Here is a 17,644-nt window from a genome sequence, read left to right on the forward strand (position 1 = left end):
GATCAAAGACAAAGAATGAACAGTACAATCGATTCGGCTAATCCTTTTAAACTTTATCAATTGATAAATATACATAAACATTTACATAGAGGTGGAAGCATGGAGTGGAAACTTAAAACGTTTGAAGAACTAACAAACCTGGAAGTGTACAATATATTAAAAGAAAGAACGAATGTATTTGTTGTCGAACAAAATTGCCCTTATGAAGAAGTCGATGGGTACGATCTCGTTTCCCATCATTTATTTAAGGAGTTAAATGGAGAAGTTGTTGCCTACCTAAGAATCCTTCCTAAACATGCGAAGTATAAAGAATGTTCGATAGGAAGAGTCATTGTTAAAAAAGAATATAGAGGAACTGGTTTAGCTAAAGAAATGCTTAAACGTGCAATTACGATCATTGAACAGGATTTAAATGAAACCGAAATTAAAATTCAAGCCCAACAATATTTAGAGCTCTTTTACGGATCATTTGGTTTTAAAACCATCTCGGATGTGTATTTAGAAGATGACATTCCTCATATTGATATGATTTATAAAAGTAGCGATAAGTGAAGTGTCCTTCATGGGGATGATGAAGGACAAATCAAGGTGGAAATGCAAGAGAAGTGTCCTTCATGGAGATGATGAAGGACACTTCAAGGTGGAAATGCAAGAGAAGTGTCCTTCATAGGGCTGATGAAGGACAATGCAGGGAAAGGTTTTTATATGAGTAATGAACGTTATGTACTATAGTGTAATTACGCATATGAAAAAGGTTGGGATATATTATAGAAAACCCAACCTTTTTTGTGTGGCGATTATATGGTTATTTTTGCTGTTTTTTTGATTTAAGTATCCCCACGAGTGCTTCTATTTTATCCCTGAAACGATTTTTTCTTTTGTAGAAATTTAGGTTCTAGCCTAACAAATAACTTTGTCTTACCGAATGAAAAGATAAATAGGGCTGACCATATAAATAAAAATGAACTGAAGTGCGCGAGTGTAAAAGGCTCTTGAAATAATAGAACGCCCAGAAATAACATAATCGTTGGACCGATATATTGAAAAAAACCAATGAGAGATAAAGATATTCGTCTAGCACCACTTGCAAATAACAAAAGTGGAATAGCTGTTGCCAAACCTGCGCCAATGAGGAGGAGCATGACCTCGAGTCCTTCAGTAGTAAAAGAATTGGCATTTGACCGAGATAAATGAACAACAAATAATAAGGCGAATGGTGTTATTAGCAAGGTTTCAATTGTTAAACCAGTCATCGCGCCGACATTGGCAATTTTTTTACATAGTCCGTAAAGGGCGAAACTAACAGCTAATGTTAACGCAGCCCATGGAATACTTCCAAACTGTACGGTCATATGTAAAACACCAGTAAATGCTAACACAACCGCAATCGTTTGCCAAAACGATAACTTTTCCTTTAAGACAAGCACCCCTAGAATGACTGTCACAATCGGATTAATATAATATCCCAGACTCACTTCGATGACCCGGTCGTTAGTGACGGCCCAAATAAATAAATACCAATTAACACTGATTATAAAAGAGGCAATGGTAATACTAATCATTTGTTTCGGTTGAGTGAGTATTCCTCGTACTTCTTCTATGAAACTTTTAAACTTTCCGAGTGCAAGTAGGATAATAAGCATAAAAACTAAACACCAAACAATTCGATGGGCAAGAACTTCATGCGGTGGGATAGTATCTAGTAATTTCCAATAAAGAGGTAATATCCCCCATAGTACATAAGCACCGATGGCAGATAAGACACCAAGTAGATGTTCTTTTGACTGATCTTGTTCCAAGTTGACTCCTCGATTCCAATTTTAGTAATTTGTAAGAACATTTTATGGCGATTTTGGGCAAAAATCAAGAAATTTTAACTCTGGTGAATGAAAGACTAGGTGATCGTACGTAAAAAATGATAGAATAGTAAACGAATTAGAGAGTAGAGAGGATGCTTATTTTGACTTCAGTACAGGATAGTTTGCGTCATAAAATTTTTCCTCACAACAAATCACTTGACTTACCTTGGGTCATCATGCTTCATGGACTTGGAGGGAATTCGAAAATATGGTACAAGCAATTAAAGTATTTTAAACAAAACTTTAATGTCATCACAATTGATTTACCTGATCATCATCCTAATCCATCTTTCAAAGAGTGGGAGCAGCATAGTTCTTTTAAAACGTGTGCTCAAATGGTGATTCGGGTGTTAGATGAACATAAAATTCGCAAAGCCCATTTTGTAGGGATTTCTTTAGGATCTGTGGTCATTTATCAGTTGATGAAAACACACAGTCATCGTTTCCATTCGGCTGTTTTAGGTGGAATGGTCGTTCGCTTTAATATACTGTCTGCAACGTTAATTCGATTAGGTAGCGCACTTAAAAACTTCGTACCGTATATGTGGCTGTACCGTTTATTTGCCCAAATTATGATGCCGAAGAAAAATCACAAGACATCAAGAAGTATTTTCATTCAAGAGGCGAAAAAGATGGGAAGAGCCTCATTTTTGCGTTGGTTTCAACTGGCCAATCATGTTAAAGAAACAACGCTCGGTGCACATGTAAACATACCGAAGCTATATATTTCTGGTAATGAAGACCATCTGTTTGTAAAACTAGTAAGAGCTCACGTGAAAGACGATGTGAATGGTAAATTGCACGTCATTCCAAACTGTGGCCATGTTTGTAACATTGAAAAAAGTGATGAATTTAATGAAAAGGCCATTTCTTTTATCAAATCCAATGACAGGCTCTCACAGTTAGTACAAGCGAAATAGGACTACTTCAAATGGTTGTCTTTTTATTCTAAAAAAAAGAACTCATTCGCATTAGAATGAGTTTTTTTGTATTTGTAGGAAATTAAATTTTATTTAAAATATAAATTTACTTAAACCTAGCACAATAAAAATGGAACCTGGTAAAACAGCGAGGTAACGAAGAACGAAAGAGTTTCTAATTGTATTTCCTTGTATAACCCCGAAAACAATCGCTGCAAATAGAAAAATCCCAACAAAGAAGGCGAAGCTATACGAACGACCAGCTAACCCTGCTTGTACGCCATAAGCGAGACCGTCGATATTAATAATGATCGCCAGGCGTATTAAAAAGGAGGGTTGATAGAGGGGAGGATTGCTCAGTAATTGATAGGCTCCAATTACGATTAACAAAATTCCCGATAACACTTTGATCGCATACGTGGGAATAAACTCTCCGACGACATTACCAAAAAATAAAGCAATAAGCATGACAAATGCAGTAAAGATCGAAATAATGGTCAATGTTGATAATTCAATTCGAATCCTTTTTAATCCAAAAATAAAGCCAATAATAAACCCGTCTATACTTAGTAGAAACAGTGAGAACAGAAAGGCTAGTGCTTCCATTTAAAAATTCCTCCTACTTTAAGATATTGCTCTAGGCAGGAGGTTATTATAGATTTTTAACCAAGTTATAAAATTATATAAAAAGAAGAAGATGACTCCTATAGCCTAGCAATTTCAAAGTCCCAATGTGTTTGGAACTTGTAATTGGCTGTTTGAGTCATCTCTCTGTTATGCATGGTCTTTTTGTTCCACTTTTCTTACAAAAGACATCTGCTGCCATTTACGACCGCGCCAACGCCACAGCATAAATAGCCCGCGCAGCCATTCATCTAATATAAATGCAATCCATATTCCGATTAAGCCTAAGCCGAAATAGATTCCTAGAATATAAGAGACGGTAACAGCAATTCCCCACATGGAGAGAATGCCCATATAAACTGGGAAACGAACATCGCCTGCGGCTCGCAAAGAATTAATGACGACTAAGTTGAACGCTCGACCAGGTTCAAGAATTATAGTTAATAGGAGTAACAAGCTACCGACTCTAATAATCTCTTCATTCGTAGTAAAAATAGAAAAGATTATGTCACTAAGGAGATAAAAAATAATCGCCATTCCTGTAGACACGGCTACCGCAATTTTTAAGCTGCGGATACAACGTTTATATGCATCATCTAATTTGTTAGCACCAACTTGATGACCGATTAAAATTTGTGTACCTTGCCCGATGGCCACAGAAAAAAGCAGAATAAACATCATGATGTTTTGTGTATATACTTTCGTCGTTAAAGCTTCTGTTCCAATTGAAGCAATAAAGAAAACAATGACAACTTGCGAAGTATTATAGGCAAGATGTTCTCCTGCTGACGGTATTCCAATCTTAAGCAGGGATTTAATTTCATACTTTGGAAATTTCCGCAGAAAAGAGAATGATAGATTTCCATTTACGCGTTTATATAGAAGAACGAGTAATACGATAACGCCAAGTCCGCGGCTGACAGCGGTAACGACAGCAACCCCAGTTACACCGAGTTCTGGAAATCCAAACGCACCGAAAATAAAGATGTAGTTCCCGATAATATTTAAGATGTTCATTCCGATCGTGACATACATCGCATCTTTCGTAAAACCGTGACTGCGAATTATTGCCCCAGCTGTCATAATTAAAGCTTGAATAAATGAAAACCCACCAACAATCTGTAAATAAGTGACACCGTTGTCCATCAGTTCTGGCGGGAGATTCATCATTTTTAATAAAAATTCGCTATAGCAGAAGAGAATGATACTTAATAAGAGACCAAAGATGACATTTGCAAATAAGGATACGACAGCAAATCGATTTGCCTTTTCACCTTCATTCGCCCCTAAATACTGGGCAACTAAAATACTTGTACCTGTTGCAATAAATCCAAACATGACGATAATGACTGCAAGCAGCTGGTTGGAAACTCCGACAGCGGCTACAGCATCATCTGAATATTGGCTGAGCATTAAGGTATCCGCATTCCCCATAATCATATGAAGCATGATTTCGATAAAAATCGGCCATGTAATGGCAAAGAGGGTTAGCTTTCGCTGTTGTTGTTTTTCATTTTGAAGCACTTTCATCCCCCTTTCTTTTGTAAGATCTCGTTGGTTTAGGTTGTGTTTTAAAGTTAGTTTAAGCCTGAGTACAATAGAACAGACAAATTATTATACATCAATTAACGTCTAATAATAAATATTTGGAATTGAAAAGAGTGACTCCGTTGTGCTGCATTCCTCGTATTTGGCTTGGAGTACGTGGCACATGTAAGGAGTCACCCGCCTTTAATGATTAAAACATGACGATATGGAAATCGTCTCCTTCTATTTCAATCGTAGAAGCTAGTGTAGTTTTTTGTTGGTCCCATAGGTTTTCACCTTGTTTATTTTGGTAAGCTGCAGGGATTGCAATTTCTTTTCTTTCGGCATTGTTATTAATGATCACAAGAATTTCGTTTCGTTCATCTTTCTTTCGATACATTACTACACTTTCACCGTCCGAGACATCAATAAATTGGAAGTTTTGATTCGTGCGCAATAAAAGATAGTTTTTACGTAATGAAATTAACTTTTGAGTAAAAGAGAACATATCTGTGTCTTGTTTGTTTTTATCCCATATCATACATTTTCGGCAGCCTGGATCTTGGTCCCCTGTCATTCCAATTTCATCGCCATAGTAGATACAAGGTGTTCCAGCCATTGTGAATTGGACGAACATTTGAAGTTTTACCTTATCTTTATTGTTGTCACTTATCGTAAGAATTCTTGGGGTATCGTGACTTCCGAGTAAATTAAATTGTACTTCGTTCACAGTTTCTGGGTATAGGTTTGTTACTGTAGTCACTGCATTTGCAAACTGAGATGTGCTAATATTGGCTTTAGCAAAATACTCTGTAATTGCTGATGTTAATGGGTAATTCATCACGGCGTCAAACTGATCACCTTGAAGCCAAGGCATGGAGTCATGCCAAATTTCCCCTAAAATGTAGGCATCAGCCTTCGCTTGTTTAACAGTTAGTCGAAACTCCCGCCAAAACGAATGATCGACCTCATTAGCAACGTCTAAACGCCACCCATCAATATCAAACTCTTCAATCCAATAACGAGCAACATCTAATAAATACTTTTTAACTTCTTCGTTTTCTGTGTTTAACTTCGGCATCGATGGTACGTACGCAAAAGTATCATAATTAGCTGGCTCCTCAGCCTTGACAGGAAATCCTTGTAAATGAAACCAGTCTTTGTATCGAGAATTTTCTCCTTGTTTTAGCACGTCTTGAAAGGGTTCAAAATAAAAGCCGCTATGATTGAAAACGGCATCTAACATTACACGAATACCTTTTTCATGACATTTTTGCACAAGCTTTTTGAAGGTTGCTTTATCGCCGAATTGCGGATCAATTTCCATATAGTCAATCGTGTCATATTTGTGGTTAGAGTATGCCTTAAATATAGGCGTAAAGTATAAACCTGTAATTCCGAGTTCTTCTATATAATCTAAGTGGTCAATGACGCCTTGGAAATCACCGCCAAAGAAATTAGTAGGTGTAGGATCTGTGCTTCCCCAAGCGAGTGCACCTTCTGGATTAATCTTTGGGTTGCCATTTGCAAACCGCTCTGGAAAAATTTGATACCAGACAGTGCTATTCACCCAAGCAGGAGGAGAGAATACATCAATTTTATTTAAGAAAGGAAAACAGAAATAATACCCGGCATCTTTTGGTTGCTCTTTATAGAAACCTTTTTCGGTGTAAAAGAGAGATGCCTTCTCATTTTCGAGCATAAATCCATAACGTAGACGGCGATGTTCAGGAGAGATTGCCACTAGCCAATAATCGTGCAAATCATCACTGCCGTTGAATGTCATTTCTTTTTTATTGGAAACCCAGCATTTTTCCTCTTCGTTAAAATCATAAGGATCACCGTATACTAGAATAACTTTATGTACGTCATTTTTGCTTGTCTTCAGTCGAATATGCAAGGTGCTTTCATCTATAGCATAAGCAAATTCATTTTTAGGACGATGGTAAATAGCTGCTTTTAACATTAGTGACACTCTCCTTTGATATGGCACAAAATTTATTGGTACGTTACTCATCAAGAAATTTACTAACAATGATCATGGTTGTCAAGCGCTTGCACAACCTGTAGTATGGGCATGGATGGAAAGGTAACATTGGTTTTACAAGAGAAATTATTGCTAAATATATCTTTTTAGAAAGGAGAACTATGGATAAAAAATAGTTTTTATCATAACTATAGTGCAATCGATTGCTTAAATGAAGCACGATGTACTATTAAAGATCGTGCAATACACCTTTCGAGGTAAGAATAATCCTTGAGTAAGGGTACTCTTTAGTACTAGTAATTATACTAGACTGGACGAATGAAAAAAAGAAGAGTTATTACATCTAAAGCCATGACCAATAAACAAAATAAGTCATTTAGGTGACAACGAAAATATTTTCGTAAAAAAGTATTGTCAGTGTAGATAATCGATTGTATAATAAATTCAACAAAGTGCAAACGTTTTCACATTGATTGTGTGCGTAAGCTTTTTTTAAAAACTCTTTATGCAAGCGGTTGCTCATAAGGTGTGATCATTTATCTTACAAAGCCTAAGATAAATTCGAATCATTTAGTATGAAATTCGAATAGAAAATAGCATTGTTATAGAAAATAAATGTATCGTATCCATTAACTATCGCTTGCTGTCAAAATGTGTACAAGCCTTAATGAACTTTATCATTTAAAGGAGGTGTATAATACTTAGTCGTTTTGTAAGTAAAAGGATGTTCTATTATTTATTAATTATTCTTTAAAAAGGGGAAATCGATTATGTTCAAAAAGACAAAACTTTTAACTGCTTCTGTGTTGTTAACATCATCAATGATGCTTGCAGCTTGTGGTGGAGCAGCAGATGAAGAAGTACAAGAAGATACGGGGATCGGTGAAGATACTACTGAAGAAACAGTAGAGGATTTTGAAATCGTTCCTGAAGAAGGTGCAGAATTACTTTTATGGAGTGATGGTGACCAACAACTTGAGTGGGCAGAATTAATGGCAGAGAAGTTTGAAGCTGAATATGGTGTGCCAGTTCAAGTAGAAGAAGTAAACCAAGAAGATGCTCCAGAGCGTCTAGCAACTGATGGTCCTCAAGGGATGGCTGCTGACGTATTTGCATCAACGCATGATCGTATCGGACGTGCAATCTCAGCTGGTCTAGTTTTAGAAAACTTCTGGCCAGAAGAATATAGTAAAGATTTCATGGAAGCAGCGATTACAGCTACTTCATTCGAGGGTGAATTATTCGGATATCCATCTGGTATTGAAACATATGCCCTTTACTACAACACAGACTTAGTAGAAGAAACACCTGAAACAATGGAAGAGCTATTTGAAATGGCTGGTGACTTAACAGAAGGTAAACAGTACGGCTTTATGATGGAACCTGCTAACTTATACTTCTTATATGGCTTCCTTGGTGGACACGGTGGTTATGTATTTGGTGATGACGGTACGAACCCAGAAGACATCGGTTTAAATAATGCTGGTGCTGTTGCTGGTACTGAAGAAATCTTAATGCCATTAAAGGAGTTAAATCCGGGTATGGCTGTAGAAGATATTACTTATGACGTTAGAACTGGTTTGTTTGAAGGTGGAGAATTAGCATTCGACATCAATGGTCCTTGGGCTGTTCGTGGTTATGAGGATGCTGGAATTAACTTTAACGTAGCTCCACTTCCAGTTTTAAGCAACGGTGAGAACCCAACAACTTTCTCTGGAACTCGTGGTTTCTATGTTAATGCTTACTCTGAATTCCCAGATGCAGCGTCTCTATTAGCGAAATTTATCACGAACGAAGAGAATCTTTTAGCAGCTTACGAAATTACTGGTGCATTACCGCCGCGTTTTGCTTTAACAGAGCATGAAGATATTCAAAGTAACCCGATTTCTGTAGGTTTCTTAGAGCAAGCTACTCATGCTGTACCAATGCCAAACATTCCTGAAATGCCACTTGTTTGGGGACCAATGGAAGCAGCGTTCACAGAAATTTGGAATCGTAATGTTGATGTTCAAGAAGCGTTAGACCGCGCAGTCAACACAATTGAAACTGCTATTCGTGAGCAACAACAATAATTAATCAATTGTAAAACGAGGATGCATTCCTTCGTTATTACAAAAAGATAAAAGGTCAGCAAATAATCAGTGAGTGTGGTATGAAGGAATAATCCCCCTAACCGCCTCACTGATTATCCATTTTATTCGACAAAGATTTTAAGTTTTTTGAAAGTTTACTTATTCCGTTAAAAGGGGGAATAATCAATGGCAAATCAATCAGAAATGAAAGTGTCACATAAAGACAAAAGTCATAGCAAAATTGCTGCTTTGCTATCTGTTCTCTTTATGGGACTAGGACAAATTTATAATAAGCAATATTGGAAAGGTATTTCTTGGGCGGTATTTGAACTTATTGTATTAATCTTCGCTGTAAGACCGATTATTAGCGGGGTACACGGATTAATTACATTAGGGGAACAGCCGCAGGTTAGACAAAGAGGTCGTATTATCGAACAAGGTGATCATTCAATTCTGTTAATGGCTGAAGGGCTAATGATGGTCATTTTATTACTCATTATCTTAGCTGTTTACTACCTAAGTGTTCGTGATGCCTACCTTGTAGGAAAATTACGTGAATTAGGTCAACCAGTTAGCGACTTTAAAACATCTATACGTAACGCATGGGATACGGGTTATGCTTATATTTTAATCGCACCAACTGCGACTGCTATGCTTTTGTTAACTGTATTCCCGTTAGTTTTCACAGCATTAATTGCTTTTACGAACTTCTCTTCACCAAACTATTTGCCGCCAAGGGCCTTAGTTGATTGGGTAGGGATCGAACAATTTCTTCGCTTATTTACAATGGAGTCTTGGAGAGGGACGTTCCTTGGAGTCTTTTCTTGGACAATTATTTGGGCAGTTTTGTCAACGGTTTTAGTTGTATTTGCAGGCCTTTTTGTAGCTGTTGTTTTATCACAAAAGATTGTTAAGTATCGTAAGTTCTGGAGAAATGTTTATATTATTCCTTGGGCTGTACCAGGGTTTGTAAGTATTCTTATTTTTAGAAATATGTATAATGGTCAGTTTGGTGTTATTAATGAAATGCTAAGAACTGTGGGCTTGAACCCCATTCCATGGTTATCAGATCCAATGTGGGCTAAAGTTGCCGTATTACTGACTAACTTATGGCTAGGCTTTCCGTTCTGGATGGCATTATTTACAGCTGTATTAACAACGATTAGTAAAGAACTTTATGAAGCAGCTGAAGTAGATGGAGCAACAATTGTTCAACAATTTCGGAAAATAACATTCCCGATCGTTATGGTAGCTGCGACTCCGCTAATGGTCTTTACATTCGCGTTTAACTTTAACCAGTTAACGTTCATTTATCTAATGACAGAAGGTGGCCCAACAAACGCTAATTACAACTATGCTGGCCACACGGATATCTTATTGTCATGGATTTTCAAAATGACATTAGATAATGGTCAATATGCGATTGCTTCTGCTGTTGCCTTAGTCGTCTTCTTGATCATTGCTGGATTTGCGTATTTCAATTTACGAAATACCAAAGCCTTGAAAGGGGATGTGTAATAAATGCTTAACCCTAAAGTAAAAAAGACAATCAACATGTTTATTGTATATAGTATTTTAGTTTCGCTCGTTATCATTTGTTTGTTCCCTGTGTACTTTATCTTTATCGGTTCAGTAAACCCTGGATCTTCACTTCACACATCGAGGATTTTCCCAAGTCCTGCAGAATGGAACTGGGGACATTACAAAACGTTATTTGCTGAACACGATTATATTACATGGTATCGAAATACGATGTTTATTGCATTTTCTAATATGGTCATTTCAACGACTTTCGGAGTTTTATCTGGTTACGCCTTTTCAAAGTTTAGATTTAAAGGTAAAAAGCAAGGTTTAATGGCAATCATTATTCTTCAAATGTTCCCAACGATCATGGGGATGATTGCAATCTATACTTTATTAGGAACGTTTGGCCTTTTAGATACTCATCTTGGTTATATTCTTGTATTAGCTGCGGGTAGTGTAGCGTTTAATACATGGATTGTTAAAGGTTTCTTTGATGGAATTCCAAACAGTTTAATGGAAGCTGCTCGCATTGACGGGGCTTCGAATACGGATATCTTCCTTAAAGTTATGCTTCCACTTGCTACACCAATTATTGCTTTCGTAGCATTTAATAGTTTTGTTGGTGCGAGTATGGACTTCATTATGGCTGAGGTTATCTTGCGTTCAAGCAGTAACTGGACATTAGCACAAGGACTCTTTACTTTAGTTTCAGGTCAAGCTAATAATAACTTTACTGTGTTCGCAGCAGGTGCCGTTCTTATTGCACTTCCGCTCATGATCTTGTTCTTTGTGTTCCAACGTTATATTGTAGAAGGTTTAACGGCTGGTGCGGAGAAAGGATAATAAGTAATTAGAAGGTGATTTCAAGTGTTTAAAGGATTTAAAATACTATCTATTATCTTGTTAGTACTCGCTGGAGGTCTATTCCTATACTCGGCGTTACTCATGTGGATTGTAACAACATCCTAATATTAGTCGAAGTTCTTCTACCGCCAAAGATTTTTTCCGGACTTTTTGAACATCCTCTAATAGTGCGGAAAGGAAAAGATTGTCTAAAGTGGTGCTAACAGCTAAAATATAGATGAAATCACTGTAGAGGAGGTGGATACCGATGGCGGTCACTATAAAAGATGTCGCTAAGCGGGCAAATGTAGCACCGTCGACGGTATCTCGTGTTATTGCAAATAGTTCACGTATAAGTGAAAAGACGAAAGAACGTGTCAGGGAAGCAATGAAGGAATTAGGATATCACCCTAATTTAAACGCAAGAAGTCTTGCCAATAAAAGTACGAAAACGATTGGTGTAGTCATGCCAAACTCGGCTAAAATTGCGTTTCAAAATCCATTCTTCCCTGAAGTTATTCGGGGAATTAGTACGAAAGCACACCAAGAAGGGTTCGGACTGTATTTATCAACAGGTCAATCGGAAGACGAAATCTTTGAAGAAGTAAAGCAAATGGTATATGGGGGACGAGTAGATGGAATACTGCTGCTCTACTCTAGAGTAAATGATAAAATCATGCCCTTTCTTATTGAACAAGGCTTTCCGTTTGTCCTGATCGGCAGACCTTATAATATAGACGAAGACCAAGTAACCTTTGTTAACAATGATAACTTTAAGGCAGCGAAAACAGTAACGGAATATTTGATGTTACTAGGCCATGAAAAGATTGGTTTTATAGGTGGAAATTTAGATTATGTCGTAACGATTGATCACCTAAAAGGATATAAACAAGCATTAATTAATGCAAATATCCCTGTTCGAGACGATTACATTGTTCATCATGAAGAATTAGAAAAAGGTGGACAAGATGCGGTTATTGAGCTAATGTCTCTTGAACAACGCCCAACTGCACTTATTGTTGTTGATGATATTATGACTTTCGGTGTGTTGAAAATGCTTGCGGATATGAATGTAACTGTTCCTGGTGATATATCTGTAGTTAGCTTTAATAATGTAATGATTTCAGAACTTTCGTCACCGACAATGACAACCGTTGATATTCATATTTATGATCTAGGTTATCAAGCAACGAATTGTTTAATCAGCAAGATTAATAACCCTGACAATGGGGAGAAAAAAGTAATTGTACCTCATAGGTTAGTCAAAAGGCAATCTTGTAAATAGAAGCGGGGATGTCCCATCACAAAGTGCAATTTTTATCCAAAAAGAGTTTGAGAAATGATGACTTTCTATTAAACACTTATATGGAATTGAGAATTACGCACTATTGGGGCACCCTTCTTTTTTATGATAATTATATTATTATAGTTTGTTATTAAAACTATTAGTGTGCAAAAAAGGGAGTTATGGACATGAATAAAACGTGGTGGAAAGAGGCTGTCGTTTATCAGGTGTATTGGCGCAGTTTCTACGATACGAATGGTGATGGTTACGGCGATTTAGAAGGAGTAATCGAAAAACTTGATTATATTAAAGAACTCGGTGTCGATGTTATTTGGTTAAACCCCTGTTATGAGTCACCTGACTTTGATAACGGTTACGATATTTCAGACTACACTAGCATTATGGACAAGGCTGGAAACATGGAAACGTGGGAACGCCTGTTACACGAGGTTCATCAGCGTGGAATGAGATTAATTATGGACTTAGTCGTTAATCATACATCGAATCAGCACCCGTGGTTTATTGAGTCTCGTTCTTCTAAAAGTAATCCGAAGCGCGATTGGTACATTTGGAAGGATCCTAAAGACGGAAAAGAGCCAAACAATTGGCGCTCTTATTTCACACCATCGGTTTGGGAGTTTGATGAAAGTACAGGTCAGTATTACATGCACTCGTTTGCAGTTGAACAACCTGATTTAAACTGGGAAAACGAAGAGGTTCGCCAAGAAATCTATAAAATGATGCGTTTTTGGTTAGATAAGGGAATTGATGGATTTCGTTTAGATGTCATTAATTTACTTGCAAAATTAGAAGGTTTCCCGAGTGTTGAAAATCCAAACAATATTAACTACTTAGGTAATAATCCGGGTATTCATGAGTATTTACAAGAAATGAATCGAGAAGTGTTGCAGCATTACGATATCATGACGGTTGGTGAAATACCGTTCGTTACACCAGAAGATGGACTTCTTTATGTAGGAGAAGATCGTAATGAGTTACATACGTTATTCCATTTCGAAGTGGCAGATGATATGCCGACCTGGGATATGAAACGGTTTAAAGAAATTCAAACACACTGGTATGAAGGATTAAAAGGAAAAGGAACAAACTCACAGTTCTTGAACAATCATGATCATACCCGCCAAGTCACCCGATATGGAAATGACCAAGAGTATCGGATTGAGTCAGCGAAACTTTTAGCTACGATGATTCATACACTTCCAGGTATTCCATACATTTATCAAGGGGAAGAGATTGGAATGACAGGCGTTCGTTTTCAATCAATTGATGACTATAATGATATCGCAATGAAAAATAAGTATAAGGAAGAAGTCGGAAAAGGGCGCGACCCAGAAGAAGTATTTGAAAGTTTACTACTATTAAGCCGTGATAATTCACGTACACCCATTCAGTGGGATGATACAGAACAAGCAGGCTTTACATCAGGAACACCTTGGATTAAGGTAAACCCGAATTATAAAGAAATTAATGTAAAGCAAGCATTGCAAGACCCTAGTTCTGTTTTTTATTACTATCAAAAATTAATCTCATTACGAAAAGAAAATCCTGTCATGACTTATGGCGATTATAAGGACCTTTCTCTAGGTGAGGAAAATGTGTATGTGTATACACGTACGTATGAAAGTGAAACGTGGGTAGTGATCTTAAATCATGCGGATGTTGAAACAGACTATTCGTTGCCTGAAAATCTGGATACGCAATCGGTAGAACTTATCATTGCTAACTATTCCGATGTTACTGGAGAAGATCATCTTCAAAACACAACACTTCGTCCTCATGAAGCACGAATATATAAATTAAATTAAGGGAATTCTGATGAAGAACAAGGTATAAAAGATAATAAGTGGAAAATCAATGCGCAAACGATTGTACTATTGATAGAAATATGCTATTTTTATGGTAGAGAGAAGGAGGCGTTTGCTGATGAATAAGAAATGGTGGAAAGAAGCAGTAGCTTATCAAATATATCCTCGAAGCTTTATGGACTCAAACGGTGATGGAATTGGTGATATCCAAGGTGTCATTTCAAAGCTTGATTATTTAAAGAACTTAGGAATTGATGTTATTTGGATCTGTCCAATTTTTAGCTCGCCAAACGATGATAACGGGTATGACATTAGTGATTATAAAGGTATTATGGATGATTTCGGAACGATGGCTGACTTTGATCAGCTTTTAAAAGAAGTACATGATCGCGGTATGAAGCTAATCTTAGACCTTGTCATTAATCATACGTCTGATGAACACCCATGGTTTATTGAGTCACGATCTTCAAAAGACAACCCATATAGAGACTACTACATTTGGCACCCTGGTAAAGACGGGAAAGAACCGAATAACTGGGAGTCTATTTTCAGCGGCTCGGCTTGGGAATTCGATGAAACGACAAAAGAGTATTATATGCACGTTTTTTCCCGCAAACAGCCTGATCTTAACTGGGAAAATCCAAAAGTAAGAAACGACTTATATGAAATGGTCAATTGGTGGTTAGATAAAGGAATTGATGGTTTCCGTGTGGATGCTATCTCGCATATTAAGAAGGTACCAGGTTTCCCAGACCTGCCTAACCCAGACAATAAGCGCTATGTCCCTTCGTTAAAAGGACATATGAATCGTGAAGGCATTCATGTTTTCCTTGAGGAGTTAAAACGTGAAACCTTTGATAAGTATGACATCATGACAGTCGGTGAAGCAAACGGCGTTAAAGTAGACCAAGCGGAAGAGTGGGTAGGCGAAGAAAAAGGCTGCTTCAATATGATCTTCCAATTCGAACATCTTTCCCTATGGGGTAAAAGCACCGATGGAGGCTTAGATCTCCCGGCGCTAAAAGAAACATTAACAAAATGGCAAAAAGGTCTTGATGGAATGGGTTGGAATGCATTGTTCCTTGAAAATCATGATCAGCCGCGTTCGGTTTCAACTTGGGGGAACAGTGAACAGTACTGGGAAAAGTCTGCAAAATGTTTAGCGACGATGTACTTCTTAATGCAAGGAACACCGTTTATCTATCAAGGACAAGAAATTGGAATGACCAATGTGAAGTTTACGTCCATTGATGATTACAATGATGTAGCCATTAAGAACTTATACAAAAGTGAAATTGAAGATGGAAAAACTCATGAAGAGATAATGGAAGTTATTTGGAAAAACGGTCGAGATAATTCTCGTACTCCAATGCAATGGAATACGGATGCAAACGCTGGATTTACGACTGGAACACCTTGGTTGAAGTTGAATGAAAATTATAAGGACATTAACGTAGAACAGGCGATGCAAGATCCAAATTCTATCTATCACTATTACAAAAAACTAATTGAAATTAGAAAAGTCGGTCCGGCTCTTATCTATGGTACGTATGACCTTATTGCAGAAGACCATGAACAAGTATATGCCTATACTCGTACATTTTCTGATGAAACAGTACTGGTAATCACGAACCTTTTTGCTGAAGAAACAACATTTAGCTTACCAGAAAGCTTATTAAAAAAATCAGTACAATTGTTATTGAGCAACTATGATGTTGATCAAGATGAAACACTTGAAAATGTTTCATTGAAACCGTATGAAGCAAGAGTGTATAAATTAGTCTAAATTAAGTTAAAAATGACATGCGCAAACGTTTGCGATATTTGAGAATTTATACGCCAAAAGGATACTGGAGACAGTGTCCTTTTGGACTATTTTATACGAAAAATATAAAAAAACTTTATAGATGAAAAAATAGAAAAATGGTCAGTAAAAAAGAGGAGGAGCGTTTAAAATGGAGGAGAGATGGCTCGTTGGTGTTGATATCGGGGGAACTACAATTAAACTAGCATTTGTGACCGAAGATGGAGAGCTAGTGACAAAGTGGGAAATTACTACAGATAAAAGTGAAAATGGTCACCGTATTCCGAATGACATTGCCAAATCAATCGACCAAAAGTTGCTAGAATTAAACTCGCCTAAAGAAAAATTACTTGCACTAGGTGTTGGCGCACCTGGACCTGTTAATTTTACAGATGGTTCAATTGAAGTCGCTGTAAACCTAGGATGGGAACATTTTCCGTTAAAGGCTCTACTAGAAAAAGAAACAACTTTACCCGTTGTTGTTGATAATGACGCGAATTTAGCAGCACTAGGTGAGATGTGGAAAGGTGCTGGAGCTGGAGCTAACGATATGATTTTCGTAACACTAGGAACTGGTGTCGGCGGTGGAATTATATCGAATGGGAAAATTGTTCACGGTTTAAATGGTGCTGGCGGTGAAATTGGCCATATTACATCAGTAATCAAAGACGGTGCAAACTGTAATTGTGGAAAACAAGGTTGTCTAGAAACGATTGCTTCGGCAACGGGGATCGTTCGTCTTGCACTAGAGGAAGTTAGCACGACTACAGAACCTACTAGATTACGAGATGTGTTCAAGCAAACACAAACATTAACTGCAAAAGACGTTCTCGATTTAGCGAAGGAAGAGGATGGAACTGCGAAAAAGGTAATCGATGAAGTGACTCTACACTTAGGTCTCGCTTTAGCTAATTTAGCAAACGGTTTAAACCCTGAAAAAATCGTAATCGGTGGCGGTGTCTCAAGAGCTGGAGATACGATCTTAGCTCCAATTCGTGAGTATTTTGAAAGGTTTGCATTCCCTAGAGTTTCTGATGGTATTGATATTACAATTGCAACGATAGGAAATGATGCTGGTGTCATCGGTGCCGCTTGGTTAGCGAAAACGAGTGTACCAGCAAATGCAGGTGTAACAACAAATACAGTGTAACAGTAAATCCCGGTCTAACAGAGAACTAGTCTAAACCTTTTTTACGTACACCAGGGGCCCTTATTAGTGTTAAAATGAGTCTTTTTAAAAGTTTAGCTATTTAGCCCCCTAACTCATTTGGACACCTACTCCTCTACATATTAAAATGGAATTAACTAAAGGAGGAGCCGAAATGAAAAGAAGAATGGGGCCAATAGAAGATGTAAAGAAACAATATGTTCGT

At 37.4% G+C, this 17,644-nt stretch carries 13 protein-coding genes; 9 read left to right on the top strand and 4 right to left on the bottom strand.

The window, feature by feature from the left end:
• Positions 1-99 precede the first annotated feature (99 nt).
• Positions 100-552 (top strand): GNAT family N-acetyltransferase, encoded by a 453-nt coding sequence (locus N7Z68_RS19605; protein ID WP_275120163.1) that lies wholly within the window; start codon positions 100-102, stop codon positions 550-552.
• A 302-nt stretch (positions 553-854) separates the two neighbouring features.
• Here N7Z68_RS19605 and rarD read toward each other — a convergent pair whose 3' ends face one another.
• Positions 855-1,799 carry an EamA family transporter RarD gene (gene rarD / locus N7Z68_RS19610; RefSeq protein ID WP_275120164.1) on the bottom strand — a complete coding sequence of 315 codons (945 nt, stop codon included), beginning with the start codon at positions 1,797-1,799 and terminating at the stop codon, positions 855-857.
• 161 nt (positions 1,800-1,960) lie between these two features.
• Here rarD and N7Z68_RS19615 point away from each other — a divergent pair, with 161 nt between their 5' ends.
• The gene (locus N7Z68_RS19615) at positions 1,961-2,779 is read left to right on the top strand and encodes an alpha/beta fold hydrolase (RefSeq protein WP_275120165.1); all 819 of its coding nucleotides are present in this window, start codon (positions 1,961-1,963) and stop codon (positions 2,777-2,779) included.
• Between the two features lie 93 nt (positions 2,780-2,872).
• Here N7Z68_RS19615 and N7Z68_RS19620 read toward each other — a convergent pair whose 3' ends face one another.
• From N7Z68_RS19620 to N7Z68_RS19630, 3 genes are all read right to left on the bottom strand, one after another.
• Positions 2,873-3,385 carry a manganese efflux pump gene (locus N7Z68_RS19620; RefSeq protein ID WP_275120166.1) on the bottom strand — a complete coding sequence of 171 codons (513 nt, stop codon included), beginning with the start codon at positions 3,383-3,385 and terminating at the stop codon, positions 2,873-2,875.
• A 168-nt stretch (positions 3,386-3,553) separates the two neighbouring features.
• Positions 3,554-4,927: an MATE family efflux transporter gene (locus N7Z68_RS19625; protein WP_275120167.1), complete on the bottom strand. Its 1,374-nt coding sequence runs from the start codon at positions 4,925-4,927 to the stop codon at positions 3,554-3,556.
• Positions 4,928-5,141: 214 nt separating this feature from the next.
• The gene (locus N7Z68_RS19630; protein WP_275120168.1) at positions 5,142-6,896 is read right to left on the bottom strand and encodes a glycoside hydrolase family 13 protein; all 1,755 of its coding nucleotides are present in this window, start codon (positions 6,894-6,896) and stop codon (positions 5,142-5,144) included.
• Positions 6,897-7,687: 791 nt separating this feature from the next.
• Here N7Z68_RS19630 and N7Z68_RS19635 point away from each other — a divergent pair.
• The 7 genes from N7Z68_RS19635 (at position 7,688) to N7Z68_RS19665 (ending at position 17,421) form a co-directional block, all read left to right on the top strand.
• Positions 7,688-8,989, top strand: a complete 1,302-nt coding sequence (locus tag N7Z68_RS19635; RefSeq protein ID WP_275120169.1) for a sugar ABC transporter substrate-binding protein — start codon at positions 7,688-7,690, stop codon at positions 8,987-8,989.
• 186 nt (positions 8,990-9,175) lie between these two features.
• Positions 9,176-10,507, top strand: coding sequence for a carbohydrate ABC transporter permease (locus N7Z68_RS19640; protein ID WP_275120170.1), 1,332 nt, complete (start codon positions 9,176-9,178; stop codon positions 10,505-10,507).
• Positions 10,508-10,510: 3 nt separating this feature from the next.
• Positions 10,511-11,356, top strand: coding sequence for a sugar ABC transporter permease (locus tag N7Z68_RS19645; RefSeq protein WP_275120171.1), 846 nt, complete (start codon positions 10,511-10,513; stop codon positions 11,354-11,356).
• Between the two features lie 268 nt (positions 11,357-11,624).
• Positions 11,625-12,641: a LacI family DNA-binding transcriptional regulator gene (locus N7Z68_RS19650; protein WP_275120172.1), complete on the top strand. Its 1,017-nt coding sequence runs from the start codon at positions 11,625-11,627 to the stop codon at positions 12,639-12,641.
• Between the two features lie 188 nt (positions 12,642-12,829).
• A complete protein-coding gene (locus tag N7Z68_RS19655) occupies positions 12,830-14,467 on the top strand; it encodes a glycoside hydrolase family 13 protein (protein ID WP_275120173.1) in 1,638 nt (545 codons plus the stop codon).
• Between the two features lie 118 nt (positions 14,468-14,585).
• Complete coding sequence (locus N7Z68_RS19660) at positions 14,586-16,253, top strand: glycoside hydrolase family 13 protein (RefSeq protein ID WP_275120174.1); 1,668 nt, start codon at positions 14,586-14,588, stop codon at positions 16,251-16,253.
• A 169-nt stretch (positions 16,254-16,422) separates the two neighbouring features.
• Positions 16,423-17,421: an ROK family glucokinase gene (locus N7Z68_RS19665; protein ID WP_275120175.1), complete on the top strand. Its 999-nt coding sequence runs from the start codon at positions 16,423-16,425 to the stop codon at positions 17,419-17,421.
• Positions 17,422-17,644 lie beyond the last annotated feature (223 nt).

Origin of the sequence: Alkalihalobacterium chitinilyticum (assembly GCF_029028005.1) — a bacterium.
GTDB classification, from domain to species: domain Bacteria; phylum Bacillota; class Bacilli; order Bacillales; family Bacillaceae_F; genus Alkalihalobacterium; species Alkalihalobacterium chitinilyticum.